Source organism: Rhodococcus sp. KRD175 (assembly GCF_017168275.1).
Lineage (GTDB): Bacteria > Actinomycetota > Actinomycetes > Mycobacteriales > Mycobacteriaceae > Rhodococcoides > Rhodococcoides fascians.
Window position 1 is genome coordinate 34218 of sequence record NZ_JABFAQ010000013.1, and the last position, 17582, is coordinate 51799.

Genomic DNA, 17582 nt, shown 5'->3' on the forward strand with positions numbered 1-17582 from the left:
ACTCGCTTAGGCCGTGGTCGCCAACGCCGCCGCCAGTCCGAACGCCACCGTCAGCAGACAGACATGGGCGGCAGCTCGTCCCACCGAGTAGTCCGCCGTGGAGCGGTGCGCAGTGGCGGTCGGCAACCACGTGCGGCGGATCCGAGATGCCAGGGCCACCAGGATCACGGTCATCACGACTTTGGCGAGAACGATTCGGCCGTAACCAGTCTCGATCGCAGCCGCCGGGCTCTCCAACTTCAGTACCGCGTCGAATACGCCCGTCAGGGTCACCCCGACGACGCACCACAGCGCGATCCGGGAGTAGGCCGGTAAAAGCGTCGCCCAGGCTGTCTTGGTCCGCAGACTCAGCGCCATCGCGCCGAGCACACCGAGCCACACCGAGGCGCACACCACATGCACGGCAACGGCAATGGACCCGAATGCGAATTGCGACATGTGTCCGGTGATCGGTCGCGCGACCAGGGCCAGCGCCGCCAGCGTGACCACGGGAACCGGGGACCAGGATGCGTCTCGTCGATATCCGAGTACGCCCATGGCGCACAGAACGAGCGCGAGGAGCACCGTCGTCGCGCCGAGTCGACCGACGGAGATCGACGCGACGAAGGCCGCAAATGCACTCGGCGACAGCGCCGTCACTGCTCGGCCCTCGGCCTCGGCTGCGGCCGCTGCCAACAGGACGAACTCGGCCACCGCCCACAGACCCGACAGGAACCCGATCGACCGCCACATCACCAGCGAGTCGAGGGCGGGGCGTCGAGATGCGGAATTACCGTCCAGGACAGCGAGAATTCCGAACCCCAACACCACCGAACCCGACGCGACAGCGATGACGCGGAGCCACGACGACCCGCTGGGAAAGGTGGGGTACGCCAGCGCGAACGCTGCCGCGACCCCCACCACCGCCGAGGCTGCGGCGGCGAGCACGAGCCGAACGCTCCTCTCGCTCACCGCAGCCACGTCGGATCTACTTCTCGCTCTTCGGCTTACGCTGGTCTTCTGGCTTGCGCTGGTCTTTCGGCTTGCGCTGGTCTTTTGGCTTACGCAGTGCGAATGCCAATGCTCCGCCGAAGGCGAGGACCGCAACCACGACCAGCACGATGGGACCGTAGCCGCCGAGGAACCCGTCCTCGGACTCTTCCGAGGTACCCGACGCATCGGCCGGTGCCCCGGGTGTTCCGGACCCTTCCTGCGTCAGCGTGAACGTGGCCGTGCCGCTCACCGGATGACCGTCGGCCGAGGTGATCCGGTAGGCGAGGGTGTACTCGCCGGCAGGGCCCAGATCACCGACATCGACGACCACGCTCTGGCCCTCGATGCGAGCATCGCCCTTCGACCAGATGTTGCCGTCGGGGCCGACGACGTTGAGCGTGGCGAACTGCGACTGCGGCACCTCGTTGAAAGTCACCGATGCCGTCGCCGGAGATGCGTCGAGCGAGGAGCCGTCGGCCGGGCTGTACCCGGTGACCTGCGAATGTGCCGAGGCCATCGGAGCCGCGACCAGCAGTGCCAGCAAGGCCACCGCCGATACGACCACCGCTTTGGCGGACACGGTCAGCGCCCTCACGAGCGTCGGCTCCGTACGGTTGCACCGATTCCGAGGCCGGCACCGACGGCACCGAGAACGAGCCCGGCACCGGCAATCCAACGGGCGGTGGTGTCCGAGGAGGACGTGGACGTCTGCTCGGCTGCGTCCGTCGTCTCGGCGTGGGCTCCGCCGTGCGCGTCACCGCTCGATGCTGCGAGGGTCAGTGTGGGAGCGGGCAATTCGGGCTCGCTGCCGTCCTCGGTCATCGGCTCGTTCCACTGCACGACCTCACCGTCGGTGTAGGTCTGGGTGGCCGGGAACGACACGGTCTCCTGCTCGGGCAGTGGCCCCGCCGAGAGCAGGAACTGCTGGAACTGGCCCGGACCGACCTCGGCACCGGGATTCGCCGTCCACGTCACCGACACGGCGAGATCGGCAGAGTCCTTCTCGACGGTGGACGTCCACCCCGGAATGGGCTGGGTGCGAGCAGAATTGAGGCCGGGCAAGGTGACCTTGACCGAGTTGGTCGATGCGGTATCGGACTCGGTGGGGACGCGGAACGTCAGGACCGAGTAGCCGCCCTGCGCGGCGTCGGGCGCGGAGACGACCACATGGGCGGAGGCTGCGCCTGCGCCGATCAGCAGTGCGCCGACGGTGGCACCGGATACGAACAAGGCACGCGAAATGGAACTCTTCATGATTGTTGGGTCATTTCTGTACGAAGGTGAAAGGGGATGTCGGATCAGAGTTACGAGCTGACCGACATCGGGGGCCCACGACGAGAAATGGCCCAGTCCAGGGCAATACCGTGCGCCGACGGCATCGCGACGGAGAACCGGACGCGACCGACAGCAGAACCGTCGGGCAGGGGAGTGAGGAGCGCGAGAACGGCACGAACGATCGATGTGATCGGGCCGTAGAGACGTTCGGCTGCGGCGATCAACAGCGCGGCGACCAGCGACGCGGCCGCGTGAAAGCCGATCATCGCGACGCTGGGCAGCAGCGAATGGCTGTGTGACGAGCCCGACATGCCGGCCATGTCGCTCAGGCTCAGTGCGGTATGAGCGAGGAGTTGGCCACCCATCAGGGCGGGCAACAGAACGGTCGAGCGACGCGGAACGGCAGTCATGGCACCCACGCCGAGGCTGACCACGATCAGCAGAGCCAATCCCGATCCGCTGAGATAGCCGCCGCCCGCCATTCCGTGCGCAGCCACCGCCAGCGCGGCGGTGACCGTACCGACAGCTCCGCCGCGAAGCGGTGCAGCAGAGCCGTCGGTCATCGGATGGTCGGTGAGATCAGCGCACGCCGAGGCGAGCGAGCACGTCCGCTTCGATGCCGTCGAGCTCAGCGGAAATGGCGGCGTGGGCAGTCTTGCGGCGTGCCGGCGGCATCTGCTCGGCGGCGCGCACAGCGGTGGTCAGATCGTCGAGACGCTCGCTGATCGCGGCACCGAAACTCTTGGTCTCCGGATCCGAATGACGCGAGCCGATGGTGCTCAGCGACTTCTCGGCGCCGGCGATCCGGGCGCTGAGCTTGCCGCCGTGGCCCGAGTACTCGCTCAGCTGATCGGGTGCGACACCCAGCTGCTGCGCCTTGCGGTTGTCGAGCTGCCCGCGAACGACGGTGGCAGCGCGGTAGGCGATCGGAGCCAGCACCGGCAGCAGAAGCCGAGCAATACCGAGATACTTACGAATCTGAGCCACGTTCAGCGTGCCGGCCGCAGCCGCCTTCTGCTGCGCCCGCAACGCCGAGACCTGCGCCTTCTCGACATTTTTCTGCGACTTCGCCTCCACCGCGCTGAGCTTGCGCTGCGCCTTGGCGATCGACTTCAGCTGCTTGCGCTCGTTCTTCGCGCCGAGCTTCGCCTCGAGAGTGGCCTTGTGCTTGAGGGCCTTCGCCTCCGCCTTGCGAGTGGCACGACCTTTGCGCTTACGGAACAGACCCATCGACAAGGCTCCTGACATGTGCTGCTAGGCGGTAACGGTGCGTTCCACACAGCCTAATGGGTCATTCCGCAGGCTCCACTCCCGCCTGATAGGCAGCTGTTCTTCTTCGGCTGTCGGAGGGCTCACCTAATGTCTAGCGGTGTGAACGGTCAACGAGATGCGGCAGCGTCGCACGCACCTGTGCTGCTCGACGCCGGATCGTTGACGCGATGTCGGCACCGGCTCTATCTCGACACCGCCTACGGGGCGCTACTGCGCGGTGAACCCGAAAATCCCGGGGTGCGGCAACGCCGAGAGGCGGCCCAGGCGCATCGCGAGAACATTCGCGCGCAGTTGGCAGCGGCCGACCCCATGCAGTGGACCGAGATCGACGAGCCCACGGCCCGTGCCGCGGCCGATGCGACCATCGCGGCCTGCCGCGCAGGCGTCGAACGTATCTGGAATGCAGTTCTGCCACTCGAACGCGATACCGGCCGCCGCGGACGCAGCGAGCTTCTCGTGCGTGACGCGTCGGGCGGCTACATTCCGGTGATCGTCGTCAATCACAAGGTGACCGACCCCGGGCGCGGTGCGCGCACCACACCGCTCACGCACTGGGCTCCGGCCGTCGACGAGACCCGCAAGGTGCGCAGCCAGCTGCGCGATCAGCTCCGCCTCGCGCACCTGTACCGCATGCTCGCCCACGAGGGCTTGGCCACGGCTACCCCGGTCGGGGGCGCAGTGGGTTATCGCGGAGAGTGCGTGTTGGTACACGACCTGACTGCCGCGCTCGACGAATACGACATTCGCTTCGCGGACCGGCTTGCTGTCGCGAGCGGTGACGCGGTGACCGTTCCCTCGCAGATCAGCGAATGCCGTTCGTGTGCTTGGTGGTTCGACTGCAAGCCGCAGTTGGTGGCGGCCCGCGACGTCTCACTCGTCGCATCGGGATCTCGAGCGGACGTGCTGCGCAGCGCTGGAGTGCGGACGATCGACGAACTGGCGCAATGGACCGGTCCGGCTCCCGAGGAGTGGCCCTTCGGCAACTTCGACGACGCGGTGTCCGCGGCGCTGGCCTGGCGCGCCGACGTGCCGCTTCTGCGTCGATCGGAGACCGTGACGGTCCACCGCGCCGACGTGGAGGTGGACGTCGACATGGAGAGCTATCAGGAGCACGGCGCGTACCTGTGGGGCACGCTCCTCACCGAGGCAGGCGGACCGCCGCCGGAGTATCGCGGCTTCGTCACGTGGGATCCGCTGCCCACCGTCGACGAGGGACGCTCGTTCGCGGTGTTCTGGAACTGGTTGATGGACACGCGGGCCGATGCCGCGGCTCGCGGCAAAACCTTTGCAGCGTATTGCTATTCGAGACAAGCCGAGGACAAATGGCTACTCGACTCGGCCCGACGCTTCGCCGACGTCCCCGGAGTGCCCACCGAGGCGCAGATACGCGAATTCATCGACAGCGAGCAGTGGGTGGATATCTATCAGGCCGTCAGCGACCAGTTCATCTGCCCGAACGGCAAGGGGCTGAAGAAGATTGCCCCGGTGGCCGGATTCTCCTGGCGCGACGAGGAAGCCGGCGGCGAGGCGTCGATGGGCTGGTACCGCGAGGCCGTCGGATACGACGCCGATCCCGATCACACCCAGCGAGAACGGCTACTCGTCTACAACGAGGACGATGTGCTCGCCACCAAAGTGTTGCGCGAGTGGATGTCCGACCGCGCCCAGGACGAGATCCCGACCGTGGCGGACCTGCGCGCTCGCGTGTGACCCCGCGCCCGAGAAGTCGGGGCCACACGCGAAAGGACTTCTAGCGCGGTGCCATCCGGATCGCGCCGTCCATGCGGATCGTTTCGCCGTTGAGGTAGTCGTGCTCGGCGATCATCTGCACCAGCTGGGCGTACTCGCTGGGCTGTGCGAGACGCGACGGGAAGGGCACGGACGCCTCGAGTCCCTGACGGTATTCCTCGGTGACACCGGCGAGCATCGGGGTGTCGACGATGCCGGGGGCGATGGTGTTCACGCGAATGCCGACCTGGGCCAGGTCACGGGCCGCGGTGATGGTCATCGCGTGCACGCCGCCCTTGGAGGCGGTGTAGGCGATCTGGCCGATCTGACCCTCGAATGCGGCGACCGATGCGGTGTTGATGACAACGCCGCGCTGGCCGGCGTCGTCGACGGTGGACTGCGACTGAATGCGGTTGGCGGCCAGCCGCATCACGTTGAACGTGCCGAGCAGGTTGATGGTGATGACCGTGCGGAACAGCTCGAGATCGTGCGGTCCCTTCTTGGACAGGATGCGACCCGCCCAGCCCACGCCTGCACAGTTGACGACGATGCGCAGCGGCACACCGGACTCGACGATGGTGTCCAGCGCCGCCTCGACCTCGGCCTCACTGGTGACGTCGGCGGGAATGAGGGTCACGCCGTCCGGGACACTGTCTCCGGCGCGCTCGATGGACTGCGGCAGATCGAGACCGAACACCGTGACGCCCGCGCCTGCCAGACGTGCTGCGGTTGCTGCTCCGAGGCCCGACGCGCCACCGGTGACGAGTGCTGCTGTTCCTGAAATCTCCACGTCGTACGATCCCCTTCGTTAGCGGTGTCGGGTCGCGGCACAGGCAGCGACCACGCTGTGTTCTGCACCATAACCGGCGGGGGACCTCACCCCACTCCCAGGCACCCGCCGATCAGGGCAGAATGCGGCCGGAGTCGTCGTACTCGACTCGCTGAGCGCCGTCACCGAGGTCGTCGAGCAGGATCGTCGCCGCGGCCGGTCGGCCCGGAGGCAGCAAGCGAACCGTCACCGATCCCGTCACGGCACCGTCCAGACTGCTCGACGCCCCCGCCGCGATGTCGTTGCGGACCTTCTCGCTCAGTGCCGTGGGGCTTCGGTCGTCGAGCATCGTGACCTCGACGCCACGGGCGCGAGCCGAGCGTGCCGCTCTGGCCAACTCGGGCAGTACGAGCCCGCGAGCCCGCAGGGTGTCGCGGAGCTCGGCTTCGAGGAGTCGGCACGCCAGGACTTCCTCGTCGGTGAGATCGGGGCCGTCCGCGATGCGCTGCAGGAGCGGGCGGGCGAGCGTATCGAGACTGGCCAGGCGTGCGTCACGTTCTTCGAGTACCGCCGCAGCGGCGGCCTGGGCGGCGATGCGGATGGTGGATTGTTCACGGAGCTCGAAGATCGCTGCACCGAGGGGTCGGATGGTGAAGGCGAAGAACGTCGCCATCAACAACGGAGCAATATTGATGGCGCTGAACGACAACCCGAACAGTGCGCCTTGACCCGTCCAGGCTGCCCAACCGACGACGACAGACATCGTGAGCGCGAGTCCGAACCACGCGGCCGGCGTGCGGCCACGGACACACATGAACGTGTAGATCACGACGGACATACCCAGAGGCCAGGACTGCAGACTGCCGGTCAGCGGCACCGGCACCACGGCGAAGACGAACGACGCGGCCACCGGCCCGGACACCGTGAGCAGCGCCGTGGACCGTGGGCTCAGTGGATCCCCCGGCGCTCTGAGCAGCAGGATGACCGCGGCCGAGAACACCAGCACCGAGACGAACGGCGGCCACACCGCGGACATACCCTTCAGCGTCGCCGACGCACACACGGCGCACGCGAGGATGTAGAAGCCAGCGACGGCGTACGCGGCCCCCGACTTCATCGACAGCAGGTCGCGAACATCCTCGCCGTTCATCGCGCCCAGCTCAATCGCACAGTGGTTCCGCGGCGGGAGGTGTCGATCTCGGCCGAACCACCGTCGAGCTGACGCATCCGCCCCTCGATGCTGACGGCGACGCCGAGTCGGTGCGGAGGCACCGAGCGTCGATCGAAGCCGATACCGTTGTCTCGCACGATGACGCGCAGTGCCGACGGGGCCAGCTCGACCGTCACCGATCTGGTCGACGCCTGAGCGTGAACGACGCTGTTGCGCAGTGCTTCTGCTAGTGCGCCCGCGATCGACCGGACCGCATCGGCAGGGTAGTTCGCCGAGGAATCGGCGGGGTCCTCGCGGACCCTGAAATCGATCGACTCGTCGACCGTCGATGCGGAGGCCCGCATCAGAGCGATCGTGTCGTCGACGGTGAAATCGTGTGTCGCAGTGTCGGTGTGTAGTCCGTCCAGATGGGCCAATGCCGAACGTGCTTGACGGGCCAGGCTGGCAGTGCGGCCCTGGCGAGCGACCGCCAGCAGTGACGACATGACCTCGTCGTGGATGAGGGCGTCGAACCGTTCCCGTTCGACTTCGCGTGCATTCGCCGCAGCCGCCCGTGCGGCATCGCCGTGGGTGGCGCTGATGGTGGCGTCGAGAATGCGACCGGTACGCAGTGCGGCCAGAGTCGCCGCGACGAACACCGTGCAGAACATCAGCCCGAAGAATATTTCGGCGATGATGTTGCTGCGAGGAAACGGCTCTCGCACAGCTTGATTGATCAGTTGCACGATCACCACCGAGACGGCCGTGTGCACGAATGCCGGGATGGGTCGCCACACGGTCGCGGCCGCGAGTGAGGCCAGGCCGGGGAATGCGGACAGGAACATTCCGCTCCGATCGAAGGTGGTCCCGTCCCAGGCCACCCACCACAGCAGGGCCATGACCGGGAATGCCAACGCTGCGATCGAACCCGCAACCTGGCTGACCCTGATGCTCGGGTGAAAGGTGAAGGCTCCGAACGCGAGACCGGTACCGAACACGACGATCACGGCGGCCGGGGTCCACCACCCGGGGACGGTGACGCTGCTGCGTGCGATGTCGGGAACGAGCAGCAGTAGATATGCCGCGTAGCCGGTACCGACGAACCGGCCGAAGATCCTGATGAGCCGATCGGTCGAACGGTGTGCCGCGTCGCTACCCGTCGCCTGCAGGTTGTCGTTCATTCACCCCTCCGCGAGGAGTGTAAACCAAGGTCAGACGTCTTCGGTGGTGCTGCGCTTCTCCACTTCCTGCGGTGCGTCGCTGCGGGAGCGTCGGACGAACGCAGCGGCGACGACGAGGGCCGAGATCGCCACCACGACTGCGGCCGCCACGTACGGAGCCGACGTACCCGGCATCAGGCCCTCGAAGAACAGGACCGCGCCGAAGACGAAGAACAGAATGGCCGCACCGTACTGAATCATCCGTTCCGGCAAGTGCTTTCCGAGAACGGCACCCAGCACGATAGCGAGGGCGTCGGCGGCGACCATGCCCACCGTCGAGCCGATCCACACTCCGACCCAATCGTTGTCGGCGGCCAGAGTGACGGTGGCCAGCATCGTCTTGTCGCCCAGTTCGGCGAGGAAGAACGCGGACGCGATGGCCAGGAAGGCCGACTTGGTGACTCGCGACGCCTTGGCACCCTCGTCGTCGGACAGCGAATCTCCGCGCAGGGTCCACAGACCGAACACGACGAACGCGAGCCCGCCGACGATCGAGATGGCTTCGGTGGGGATGGACACACCGAGGAAATGGCCGACGGCGACCGAGACCAGATGCACGACGGTCGTGGCCACCGTGATGCCGCCGATGACGACGTACCACTTGTAGCGCAAGGCAAACGTCATGGCCATCAGCTGGGATTTGTCACCCAGCTCGGCCACGAAAATGACAGCGAAACTCAACAGTAGAGCGGACAGCACAGCAGACTCCTCGGTCGTCGAACGGACCGAAGGTCTCGCCCACCGGAAGTACCGGTTCAGGTGCCGGGTCGTGGAAAACGACCAGTATGTCGACACGTTGATTGGGGGCTACTCCCCTTCGCTGCAGACGACTTTAAGTGCCGTTTCTCCAATTGTCCAATGCGCCAATAAGTTTGGGGACCCGAAAAATCGTGTACGGGGAGCGGTCAGGATGCGAGGAGCATCGCCAAAACTGCGGTGTCGGGATCGCTGATCGGATCGAGGCCGACCCGACTGATCATCGACGTCACGGTGCCGTCGGATTCTGCCTCCACCCACGCGGCCCGGTGATCGAGGCCCAGATGCGGAAGACCGGGCAGCAGAACGCAACCCGAGGCCGCGCCTGCACACTCCGGCAGAGAAGGCGTCGTCTCCGACGGTGGGTGCAGCATCAGCAATGCGGCCGGCTGATGGTCCGAGAACCGTCCGGGAGCCAACGCGAAATCGCCGATCACCGGTCCCTCGGCCAACACCAGGCCGACCGTCCCCGGCTCCGGATCCTCGGGCAGCTCCTCCCGCACCCCGAACACCGTCGACGTCGCCAACAGACCCGGCATCGACGCGACCCGGACGGCCAGCGCCAGGAATTGAGCCCACTCCTTGGTGGTGTCCGGCCAACGACCGGAGATCACGAACCCGCGCAGTAGACCGGCGGCGTGAAAAGGCGAGACACCGATGAGATCTCGATCGTCCATTGCGCATCCCTCCCAGACAGGTACGAGGCAGAAGCCGGGTACACGACGTTGGGTAAGGAGAAGAATGACCCGAAAACGGCTGGCACACAAGATGGGGAGAGTGCCAGCCGAAAACGTAGCCGGCCCACTGCGGCTCGGCAGCCGATACGCTGCTGCGGTGAAAAACAGAGGATCCGCCCGGCGAACCGTCGTCTCGTTGCTGTCCATGGCGCTACTGCTGAGTGTCGCCGCATGCAGTCGGGAAGCATCGACCCCGGGCGAGACCGGCGGCGAGGTCCGCACCGCGCAGCATGCATTCGGTGAGACGAGTGTTCCCGTCGATCCACAGCGCGTGGCCGTGCTCGACGGCGACCGCACGTTGGAAGCCGTCGTCGCGTTGGGCATCCAGCCCGTCGCGGCGGTGAAGCCGCCGCTCACCGGTGACTACGCACCCGTCGTCCGGGATCGGCTCACCACCGAACCGATCGACATCGGATCCGTCGACGCCGACGTTGACATCGAGGCTCTGACGGCTGCCGCACCGGACCTGATCGTCATGCGAACGACGGGTGAGGACAACCGAGCGCTGTACGACCGGGTCGCCCCGATCGCGCCGACCGTCGTCGTGGAATACACCCCGGCCTCGTGGCAGAACACCTTGCAGCAGCTGGCGGGAATCTTCGATCGGCAGGAGATCGCCGACGGTTTGCTGGCGGACTATCGACAGGCGGTCGACGAATCCGAGTCACGCTCACCTCGGGAAAACAGCACGTTGACCGTCGCGCGAGTGCGCACCGACTCGTTGCGGTACATGACGCAGGACGGATCGTTTCCTTACGCCGTCCTGGCCGATCTGGGCTACCGCGCGCCCGCACAGCAGGATCGCGGATCCGACGCGGTGCAGACGGTCGACGTCAGCCCGGAACTGATCGACGTGCTGGCGGCCGACGACATCCTTCTGCTCACCGATGCCGGGACGGAGGACGCCGTGGCGCAACTGCGACAGAACCCGCTCTTCACCGGTCTCGGAGCTCGGGTGACCGAGCTGCCGTCCAAGGATTTTCTCTTCGGCAACGTGCTGACCGCCCAGGCCCTGGTCGAGACCGCGACCGAAATCGGGGGCTGACGTGCCGGCATCCGAACGCTGGGTCGGCTGCGCTGCAGTGGCGCGCGAGAACGACGAATCGCTGCGCGGGACAGCTGCACGGGCACACGGCTGGGTGTTGATCGAGCACCGAGGCCCGTGGGGGCGCGAACCGTGGGGGCCGGACGGTCCGCTGGGTGGAATCGGCACCGAACTCTCGCGTCGCTGCAAGGCCGTCGGGGTACGCCCGCAACTGGTGCGAGAAACGCACGGCAGGCGTGAACCCACCGAGACGCGACAGGTGTTTCTTGCGCACTCGGGTCGCCGCGGCCCGTGGCTGGAGAGATACACGGTCGACACCGTCGAGCAGATTCTCGAACTACCGATCGAAGCCGCTGCGGCGGGCACCCCACCTGGTATCGGGACTCGCGTCGACCAGCGGCTCTACCTCGTCTGCACGCACGGAAAGAAGGATCCGTGCTGCGCGGTGCTCGGTCGGCCGGTGGCGGCGGCCCTCGCCGGACCCAGCGGGCGGGTATGGGAATCGACGCACCTGGGCGGCGATCGATACGCAGCGGGCATGGTGGCCCTGCCCGACGGCAGCTACTACGGCAACCTCGAACCGACCAACGCGCAGGCCGTCGTGGACGACCACGACCGCGGGCACCTCACGCTGCGCCACTACCGAGGCCGCTGCACCGACGACACCGTCGCCCAGATCGCCGAACACGCAGTACGAACCGAATACGGGCTCACCGGAATCGACGACGTCCACCCGTCCGATGTCACGTCATCCGATGCCGCGTCGGATGTTGTCGCGTCGGATGTTGTCGCGTCGGATGTTGTGGTGGTGACGACGTCGGGAACCGTGCAGGTACACGTGACACCCGATCCCGAGCCCCCGCGCCGAACGACCTGCCGTTCCGAGGACGTCGCGAGACCGGACCACGGCGTCACGACCATCGGGTCGGTGCCCGCCGCCGGGAGGGCGTGACCTTCGAAATGCGACAGGGCCACCGCGTCGAACGCGGTGGCCCTGTCTGCGATTGCGCGTCATGCGGCAATCTCGAAACCTACGGGAAGATCAGGCCCGGGGTCTTCGACGTGGCGGCCTCGAAACGAGCCTGGACGTCGGCCCAGTTGACGACGTTCCAGAACGCCTTCACGTAATCGGCCTTGACGTTCTTGTACTGCAGGTAGAAGGCGTGCTCCCACATGTCGACCTGCAGCAGCGGAATGATGCCCAGCGGCACGTTGGCCTGCTGATCGTAGAGCTGGAAGGTGAGGAGCTTCTTGCCCAGCGAGTCGTAGCCGAGCACTGCCCAGCCGGAGCCCTGCAGGCCGTTGGCAGCAGCGGTGAACTGTGCGCGGAACTTGTCGAACGAACCGAACTGGTCGTCGATCGCGGCACCGAGTTCGCCTTCGGGCTTGTCGCCACCGTTGGGCGAGAGGTTCTTCCACCAGATGGAGTGGTTGACGTGGCCACCGAGGTGGAATGCGAGGTTCTTCTCCAGCAGGAAGATGCTGCCGTGATCCTCGGCCTCGCGGGCTGCAGCCAGCTTCTCGAGCGCGGTGTTGGCACCGGCGACGTAGGTGGCGTGATGCTTGGAGTGGTGGAGCTCGTTGATCTCGCCCGAGATGTGCGGCTCGAGGGCGGAGTAATCGAAATCAAGGTCGGGCAAGGTGTACTCGGACACGTGGTTCCCTTCTCTAACGACGCCGTGCCCATCGCGTGATGCGGGCACGTTCGTCCTACTGCGGATCTTTCGTAGGGTTCAACCCAATCTCATTCCTACCCCTTGTGCAACCGTTGTAACCGAGATGCTTTTCTCGGAATAAATCCACGTGAACAAGACAGTCGAATTCCTGGGCTGCGAAAACCTGCGATTGTCACGAAATAGTTGCGTAACAGCGCCGAATTGGTCCACACCATGAACGGAACCTAAACTCGAGGGTGTGAAAGGGGACCGTCCGAACCGAAATTCGGTCGACGAGTCCGCCGCCGCACCGGCCGTGACCGCGCCCCGCGTCCAAATGAACGGTGCCGATCTTCTGCGCGTCATCGCCGTCTGCGCCGTCCTCTACTCGCACATCTCGTTCTACCTACTCGACGACGTCGGCGGCGACTGGTGGATGCTCGACATCGTCAACCTCGTCCTCATCGACGACGTAGGCCTCAACCTCCACCTCTCCTTCGTGGGCGTGAGCATGTTCATGCTGCTCACCGGGCTGCTCATCACCCGATCAGCTATGCGGCAATCGCGTCGGGACTTCATGGTCGCGCGGCTCGCCCGACTCGTGCCCGCCCTCTGGTTCGCCATCGCCCTGGCCGTCGTACTCGTCAAACTCGGCGTCAACGGCATGTTCAGCGGACAACCCGGAATCAGCAACGGAGAGGCCGTACTCAGCTTCTTCCTCGGCGGCTTCTTCCTCCGACCCGAGGTCGCCGTACTGGGCGTCACCTGGACACTCGTCGTACAGATCGTGTTCTACCTCTACTGCGTCGCAATGCGCTCGGCACTACGCGCAAGCCCGATCACCGTGCCCCTCATCGGAGCCGCACTCTGCACACTGGTGATCCTCTGGAACCTCTACCTGCCCCAGCCGTACACCATCCCGTTCCTCACCAAAGTCGCCGGAGTACTGCCCACCCTGTTCCTCGGCCAGATCTTCTACCTCGGCTGGGCGAAACTCGTCACCTGGCGCTGGATCGTCATCGGCGTCGTCGCACAAATCGAAGTGATCCGCCTCGCCATCGACGTCCACACCTTCTGGATGGGCGAGACCTACCTGTGGTCACTGCTCGTCGTCACCGGCACCGTGCTGATCCTGGCCCGATACGACGGACCCATCACCCGCTGGCCCATCATCGGCTGGATCGGCACCCGCAGCTACGCCATCTACCTGATCCACACACTCGTGCTCTACCGCATCTACGCAGCCGTGGAACCGCACTTCGGACCCACCGCCGCCGTCCTGGCCTTCCTGACCGGCACCGCCGCACTCGCCGAAATCATCTACCGCTGGATCGAACTGCCCGCAGCACGACACATCAGCACGCGATACCGACAACTACGCACCCGATCTGCCGCTTGACCCCAGCCCGCTGGGTAGTGAGCCCCGCTGGGTAGGCATCCCCGCTGGGTAGTCAATGTGACATTTGGTGGCCTTTTCGGGGGTCAATGTCACGTTGAGTGGACTGGGGCGGATGGGAGGCGGGGGAGATCAGAGCTGCGGGATGACCTCGGAGGCGACCAGTTCGAGGTGATCGAGATCGGTGAGGTCGAGGGTCTGCAGGTACACGCGAGTCGCGCCGATGGCCCCGAAGCGGCCGATTTTGTCGACCAGTTCGGCGGGACTTCCCGCGGCCCCGTTCTCGCGGAGTTCGGAGACGTCGCGGCCGATGGCGGCCGCGCGTCGGGCGATTTCCTCTTCGGTGCGGCCGCAGCACAGGACGAGTGCGTTGGAGTAGACGAGGGAATCGGGGTCACGGTCGGCGGCAGTGCAGGCGGCGCGGACGCGTCCGAACTGCGTTTCGGTGTCGGCCAGCGAGGCGAAGGGGATGTTGAATTCGTCCGCGTATTTCGCGGCCAGGGCCGGGGTGCGCTTCTTGCCTCCACCGCCGATGAGGATGGGTGGACGCGGCGATTGGACCGGTTTGGGGAGGGCGGTGGAATCGGTGACGGGGTAGTGGGTTCCCGCGTGCGAGAACGTCTCGCCGGTCGGTGTTTCCCACAGCCCGGTGATGACGGCGAGGGACTCTTCCAGTCGGTCGAAGCGTTCACCGAGCGCCGGGAACGGCAGGCCGTACGCCTTGTGCTCGTCCTCGAACCAGCCGGCACCCAACCCCAGGTCGACGCGGCCACCGCTCATGGCGTCGACCTGCGCGACGCTGATGGCGAGTGGGCCGGGGTAGCGGAATGTGGCGGAGGTGACGAGCGTGCCGAGCCGGATGGTCGACGTCTCACGGGCCAGGCCGGCCAGGGTGATCCACGCGTCGGTGGGGCCGGGCAACCCGTCGCCGCTCATTGCGAGGTAATGGTCGGATCGGAAGAAGGCACCGTAGCCGAATTCCTCCGCGGCTGTGGCGACCCGGAGGAGGTCGTCGTAGGTGGCGCCCTGTTGCGGTTCGGTGAAGACGCGTAGCTCGACCGAGGAGTGAGAAGTCATGTTTGCCAGGGTAATCAGCTTGGATAAACGACCGCAGACAACAGCTGTGTCAAATCACGATCGATCCACAGCCTTCGTTGGTACTCGATACACCGGCAATCAGTTGTGAGGCCGTGACCTGTGGATAGAAACCGGCACGGGCCCCGATTCTGTGCATCAACCTGTGGATATTGTGGATAACTTTCGTGAGGCAAAGTGACGTACGTCATAGCTGGGGCCGTCCATCGTCAGGCGGGCACGAGTGGCAGTCGCGATCGCACCCGTGACAAGATCGAGAGGTGTCTCACCCCGAGCAGTCGCCCGCCGTCACCGTAGACCGCCTTCCGGTGCCGTTCCCGGAAGCGGCAGTGCTGCTCGACGTCCGAGAAGACGACGAGTGGCAGGCCGGACATGCACCCGGTGCCGTGCACATCCCGATGGGCGACATTCCGTCCAGAGCAGGCGAAATCGACAACCAATCCGAGATCTACGTCGTCTGCAAAGCCGGCGGGCGCTCGGCTCGGGTCGTCGAGTACCTCAATCGCGTGGGCTACGAGGCCATCAACGTCGAGGGCGGGATGCTCGACTGGCATGCCGCCGGTAGGCCGATCCAGCGCGACGACGATTCGGACGAAGCGAGAATCATCTAGATGTCGGCACCGCAGGGGCGCGCACAGGCGTTCCAGGTCTGCGCCCGCTGCAGCACTCGCTGGGCGGTCGGCGCACGGCCGGGTACGTGGTGCCCCCGCTGCCACGGCGTGCTGCTCTCGCCGGTGTCCGCTCGGGCACCGGCACAGGGCCGCCGCAATTTCCGTTGGGTTGCGCGGCCCGCGTCGTCGAAGGGAAAAGCCGTCGGTCCCGCCCGGGTCGCGGCACCGACCCCCACTCCGCGGTACGACTCGACGCCCACGTGGGGGCTGCGCGACACCCCACGCGACCCCGCAGCACACACGCCCGCCGGGCGCGTCGAGCAGTACGCAGCCAACGCGCAGACGTTCGTCTGGATCACGGCGCTGCTGCTCGGGCTGGCGGCGTTCGCCGAGCTGTTTCGCTACGGAATTCTGCTGTACAACCGCACCCGACTGCTGTCGCCGATCACGCTGGCAATTTCCGATGCGCTGGTCTATTTCGCACAGGTCGGCGCGCTCATCGTCGGTCTGCTCGCGCTGATCACGACGTCCTGCTGGCTGGTTCGGCAACGCCGGCTGGCCTACGCATCGGTCGGGGCGACCGAGCCGCGGTCGGTGCGATGGATGCTGCTGCTCTCGATGCTGCCTCTGGTTCGGATCGTCATGCCCGGGGTGTACCTGACGGAGATCGTCCGCCTCCGAGCCGAAGCCGACGGCGACGTGTACCGCGAGCTCACCTTGATCCGGATCTGGTGGGCCGTCTGGGCGACGAGCAACGCGCTGGTCGTCGTGCAGGTGCTGTGGAGTCTGCGCAACACACTGCAAGCCCGCGCCGACGGCGTTCTGCTCGCCGCCGTCGTGGCGCTCGTGGCTGCAGTTTCCGCGGTGCTGACGCTGGCCGTCATGCGCCGACTCGAGGGCCGCACCCTGCGCGGTTCGGCGTTGTCTCGTCCCACCCGCTGGGTCATCGCACCCAGCGTCGAGCGAAAGACCACGCAGTCCGAGACCACGCAGTCCGAGACCAAGCAGGCTGAGACCGAGCAGGCCGAGACCGAGACCGAGCGGACCGAGACCGAGCCGGCCGACGCAGCTCATACGGACTCCGGGGCCGAGAAGGACAACCGGGCGGTGACGGTCTCGTGAGCCCGGACCGACGCGGCCCTTTGGTCGTCGCGCACCGAGGTGCATCTGCGGCGAAGAAGGAACACACGCTCGCCGCCTACGATCTCGCGTTGCGGGAGGGAGCGGACGGCGTCGAATGCGACGTCCGGCTCACGAAGGACGGCCGCATCGTGTGCGTGCACGACCGCCGCGTCGACCGAACCTCGAACGGCACCGGAATCGTCAGCGAGATGACCTTCGACGAGCTCGCCCGGTTGAACTACGGCGATGCTGACGAACCCGCCGAACTTCTGACGCTGCACGACCTGATCGCGCTGATTCTGGATTGGACCAGCAAGCCGGTCAAGCTCTTCATCGAAACCAAGCATCCGGTGCGCTTCGGCTCGCTGATCGAGGCCTCGGTGCTGGCCGAGCTGCACCACTTCGGCATCGGAGCGCCTGCCTCGGCGGATCATTCGCGGGCGGTCATCATGTCTTTCGCGCCCTCGGCCGTGTGGCGAGTGCGCCGCTCGGCACCGATGCTTCCGACGGTCCTCCTCGGCGACAGCTCGCACTATCTGGGCGGCGGAGCAGCGACGACCGTCGGTGCCACCGCGGTCGGTCCGTCGATCCGGGCGTTGCGTGAGCACCCGACGCTCGTCGATCGAGCAGCCGCGTCGGGCCGTGCCAGTTACGTGTGGACGGTCGACGAGAAAGAGGACGTGGACCTGTGCCGCGAACTCGGTGTCGGGTGGATCGCGACCAACCATCCCGGACGAACGCGCGCCTGGCTGGAATCGAAGAACGTGTAGGTTTTCTGG

At 66.2% G+C, this 17582-nt stretch carries 19 protein-coding genes; 7 read left to right on the forward strand and 12 right to left on the reverse strand.

The annotated features are described in order from the left end of the window. Positions 1-6: 6 nt before the first annotated feature. The 5 genes from J1M81_RS26890 to J1M81_RS19355 are packed head-to-tail and all read right to left on the reverse strand — an operon-like array spanning position 7 to position 3477. Positions 7-951: a copper resistance D family protein gene (locus J1M81_RS26890; protein ID WP_032381960.1), complete on the reverse strand. Its 945-nt coding sequence runs from the start codon at positions 949-951 to the stop codon at positions 7-9. 16 nt (positions 952-967) lie between these two features. Next, a complete protein-coding gene (locus J1M81_RS19340; RefSeq protein ID WP_371828121.1) occupies positions 968-1567 on the reverse strand; it encodes a copper resistance protein CopC in 600 nt (199 codons plus the stop codon). Beyond that, positions 1564-2226 carry a YcnI family protein gene (locus tag J1M81_RS19345; RefSeq protein ID WP_032401097.1) on the reverse strand — a complete coding sequence of 221 codons (663 nt, stop codon included), beginning with the start codon at positions 2224-2226 and terminating at the stop codon, positions 1564-1566. Before J1M81_RS19345 ends, J1M81_RS19340 begins: the two co-directional genes overlap by 4 nt. 50 nt (positions 2227-2276) lie before the next feature. Then, the gene (locus J1M81_RS19350; protein ID WP_032401098.1) at positions 2277-2810 is read right to left on the reverse strand and encodes a hypothetical protein; all 534 of its coding nucleotides are present in this window, start codon (positions 2808-2810) and stop codon (positions 2277-2279) included. 16 nt (positions 2811-2826) lie between these two features. Further along, the gene (locus J1M81_RS19355; protein ID WP_027494864.1) at positions 2827-3477 is read right to left on the reverse strand and encodes a DUF6474 family protein; all 651 of its coding nucleotides are present in this window, start codon (positions 3475-3477) and stop codon (positions 2827-2829) included. A gap of 129 nt (positions 3478-3606) precedes the next feature. On the opposite strand from J1M81_RS19355, the gene J1M81_RS19360 reads away from it, so the two are divergent. Continuing rightward, positions 3607-5229: a TM0106 family RecB-like putative nuclease gene (locus J1M81_RS19360; protein WP_206498626.1), complete on the forward strand. Its 1623-nt coding sequence runs from the start codon at positions 3607-3609 to the stop codon at positions 5227-5229. Between the two features lie 40 nt (positions 5230-5269). On the opposite strand, the gene J1M81_RS19365 is transcribed toward J1M81_RS19360, so the two are convergent. From J1M81_RS19365 to J1M81_RS19385, 5 genes are all read right to left on the reverse strand, one after another. Continuing rightward, positions 5270-6037 carry an SDR family NAD(P)-dependent oxidoreductase gene (locus tag J1M81_RS19365; RefSeq protein WP_027494862.1) on the reverse strand — a complete coding sequence of 256 codons (768 nt, stop codon included), beginning with the start codon at positions 6035-6037 and terminating at the stop codon, positions 5270-5272. Between the two features lie 112 nt (positions 6038-6149). After that, a complete protein-coding gene (locus J1M81_RS19370) occupies positions 6150-7166 on the reverse strand; it encodes a hypothetical protein (protein WP_045841519.1) in 1017 nt (338 codons plus the stop codon). Beyond that, positions 7163-8065 carry a sensor histidine kinase gene (locus J1M81_RS19375; protein WP_371827933.1) on the reverse strand — a complete coding sequence of 301 codons (903 nt, stop codon included), beginning with the start codon at positions 8063-8065 and terminating at the stop codon, positions 7163-7165. The genes J1M81_RS19370 and J1M81_RS19375 overlap by 4 nt, the downstream gene beginning before the upstream one ends. A 312-nt stretch (positions 8066-8377) precedes the next feature. Continuing rightward, on the reverse strand, positions 8378-9085 hold the full coding sequence (locus tag J1M81_RS19380) for a TMEM165/GDT1 family protein (RefSeq protein WP_032388118.1): 708 nt from the start codon (positions 9083-9085) through the stop codon (positions 8378-8380). Between the two features lie 206 nt (positions 9086-9291). Further along, positions 9292-9819 (reverse strand): hypothetical protein, encoded by a 528-nt coding sequence (locus J1M81_RS19385; protein ID WP_027494858.1) that lies wholly within the window; start codon positions 9817-9819, stop codon positions 9292-9294. 157 nt (positions 9820-9976) lie between these two features. Between J1M81_RS19385 and J1M81_RS26690 the strand changes: the two genes are divergently transcribed. Together J1M81_RS26690 and J1M81_RS19395 are read left to right on the forward strand one after the other, a co-directional pair. Then, positions 9977-10924: an ABC transporter substrate-binding protein gene (locus J1M81_RS26690; RefSeq protein WP_206498627.1), complete on the forward strand. Its 948-nt coding sequence runs from the start codon at positions 9977-9979 to the stop codon at positions 10922-10924. Between the two features lies 1 nt (position 10925). Next, complete coding sequence (locus J1M81_RS19395) at positions 10926-11876, forward strand: sucrase ferredoxin (RefSeq protein WP_206498628.1); 951 nt, start codon at positions 10926-10928, stop codon at positions 11874-11876. A gap of 79 nt (positions 11877-11955) precedes the next feature. Here J1M81_RS19395 and J1M81_RS19400 read toward each other — a convergent pair whose 3' ends face one another. Further along, positions 11956-12579: a superoxide dismutase gene (locus J1M81_RS19400; RefSeq protein ID WP_019667073.1), complete on the reverse strand. Its 624-nt coding sequence runs from the start codon at positions 12577-12579 to the stop codon at positions 11956-11958. 259 nt (positions 12580-12838) lie between these two features. Here J1M81_RS19400 and J1M81_RS19405 point away from each other — a divergent pair, with 259 nt between their 5' ends. Further along, entirely contained in the window at positions 12839-13978 is a 1140-nt protein-coding gene (locus tag J1M81_RS19405) for an acyltransferase (protein WP_032381964.1), read from the forward strand. Between the two features lie 129 nt (positions 13979-14107). On the opposite strand, the gene J1M81_RS19410 is transcribed toward J1M81_RS19405, so the two are convergent. Continuing rightward, positions 14108-15052, reverse strand: coding sequence for an LLM class F420-dependent oxidoreductase (locus tag J1M81_RS19410; protein WP_206498629.1), 945 nt, complete (start codon positions 15050-15052; stop codon positions 14108-14110). 278 nt (positions 15053-15330) lie between these two features. Here J1M81_RS19410 and J1M81_RS19415 point away from each other — a divergent pair, with 278 nt between their 5' ends. From J1M81_RS19415 to J1M81_RS19425, 3 genes are read left to right on the forward strand one after another with little or no spacing between them, the layout of a single operon-like run. Beyond that, positions 15331-15681 carry a rhodanese-like domain-containing protein gene (locus J1M81_RS19415; RefSeq protein WP_027494854.1) on the forward strand — a complete coding sequence of 117 codons (351 nt, stop codon included), beginning with the start codon at positions 15331-15333 and terminating at the stop codon, positions 15679-15681. Next, a complete protein-coding gene (locus tag J1M81_RS19420; RefSeq protein WP_206498630.1) occupies positions 15682-16803 on the forward strand; it encodes a DUF4328 domain-containing protein in 1122 nt (373 codons plus the stop codon). Continuing rightward, on the forward strand, positions 16800-17573 hold the full coding sequence (locus tag J1M81_RS19425; RefSeq protein ID WP_032388116.1) for a glycerophosphodiester phosphodiesterase: 774 nt from the start codon (positions 16800-16802) through the stop codon (positions 17571-17573). The genes J1M81_RS19420 and J1M81_RS19425 overlap by 4 nt, the downstream gene beginning before the upstream one ends. Positions 17574-17582: the final 9 nt, after the last annotated feature.

Bases quoted from the DNA above. Each gene is read 5' to 3' on its own strand.
- J1M81_RS19420 (WP_206498630.1), top strand. From the start codon at position 15,682: ATGTCGGCACCGCAGGGGCGCGCACAGGCGTTCCAGGTCTGCGCCCGC.
- J1M81_RS19375 (WP_371827933.1), bottom strand. From the start codon at position 8,065: ATGGCCCTGCTGTGGTGGGTGGCCTGGGACGGGACCACCTTCGATCGG.
- J1M81_RS19385 (WP_027494858.1), bottom strand. From the start codon at position 9,819: ATGGACGATCGAGATCTCATCGGTGTCTCGCCTTTTCACGCCGCCGGT.
- J1M81_RS19345 (WP_032401097.1), bottom strand. From the start codon at position 2,226: ATGAAGAGTTCCATTTCGCGTGCCTTGTTCGTATCCGGTGCCACCGTC.
- J1M81_RS19370 (WP_045841519.1), bottom strand. From the start codon at position 7,166: ATGAACGGCGAGGATGTTCGCGACCTGCTGTCGATGAAGTCGGGGGCC.
- J1M81_RS19355 (WP_027494864.1), bottom strand. From the start codon at position 3,477: ATGGGTCTGTTCCGTAAGCGCAAAGGTCGTGCCACTCGCAAGGCGGAG.
- J1M81_RS19350 (WP_032401098.1), bottom strand. From the start codon at position 2,810: ATGACCGACGGCTCTGCTGCACCGCTTCGCGGCGGAGCTGTCGGTACG.
- J1M81_RS19410 (WP_206498629.1), bottom strand. From the start codon at position 15,052: ATGACTTCTCACTCCTCGGTCGAGCTACGCGTCTTCACCGAACCGCAA.
- J1M81_RS19360 (WP_206498626.1), top strand. From the start codon at position 3,607: ATGTCTAGCGGTGTGAACGGTCAACGAGATGCGGCAGCGTCGCACGCA.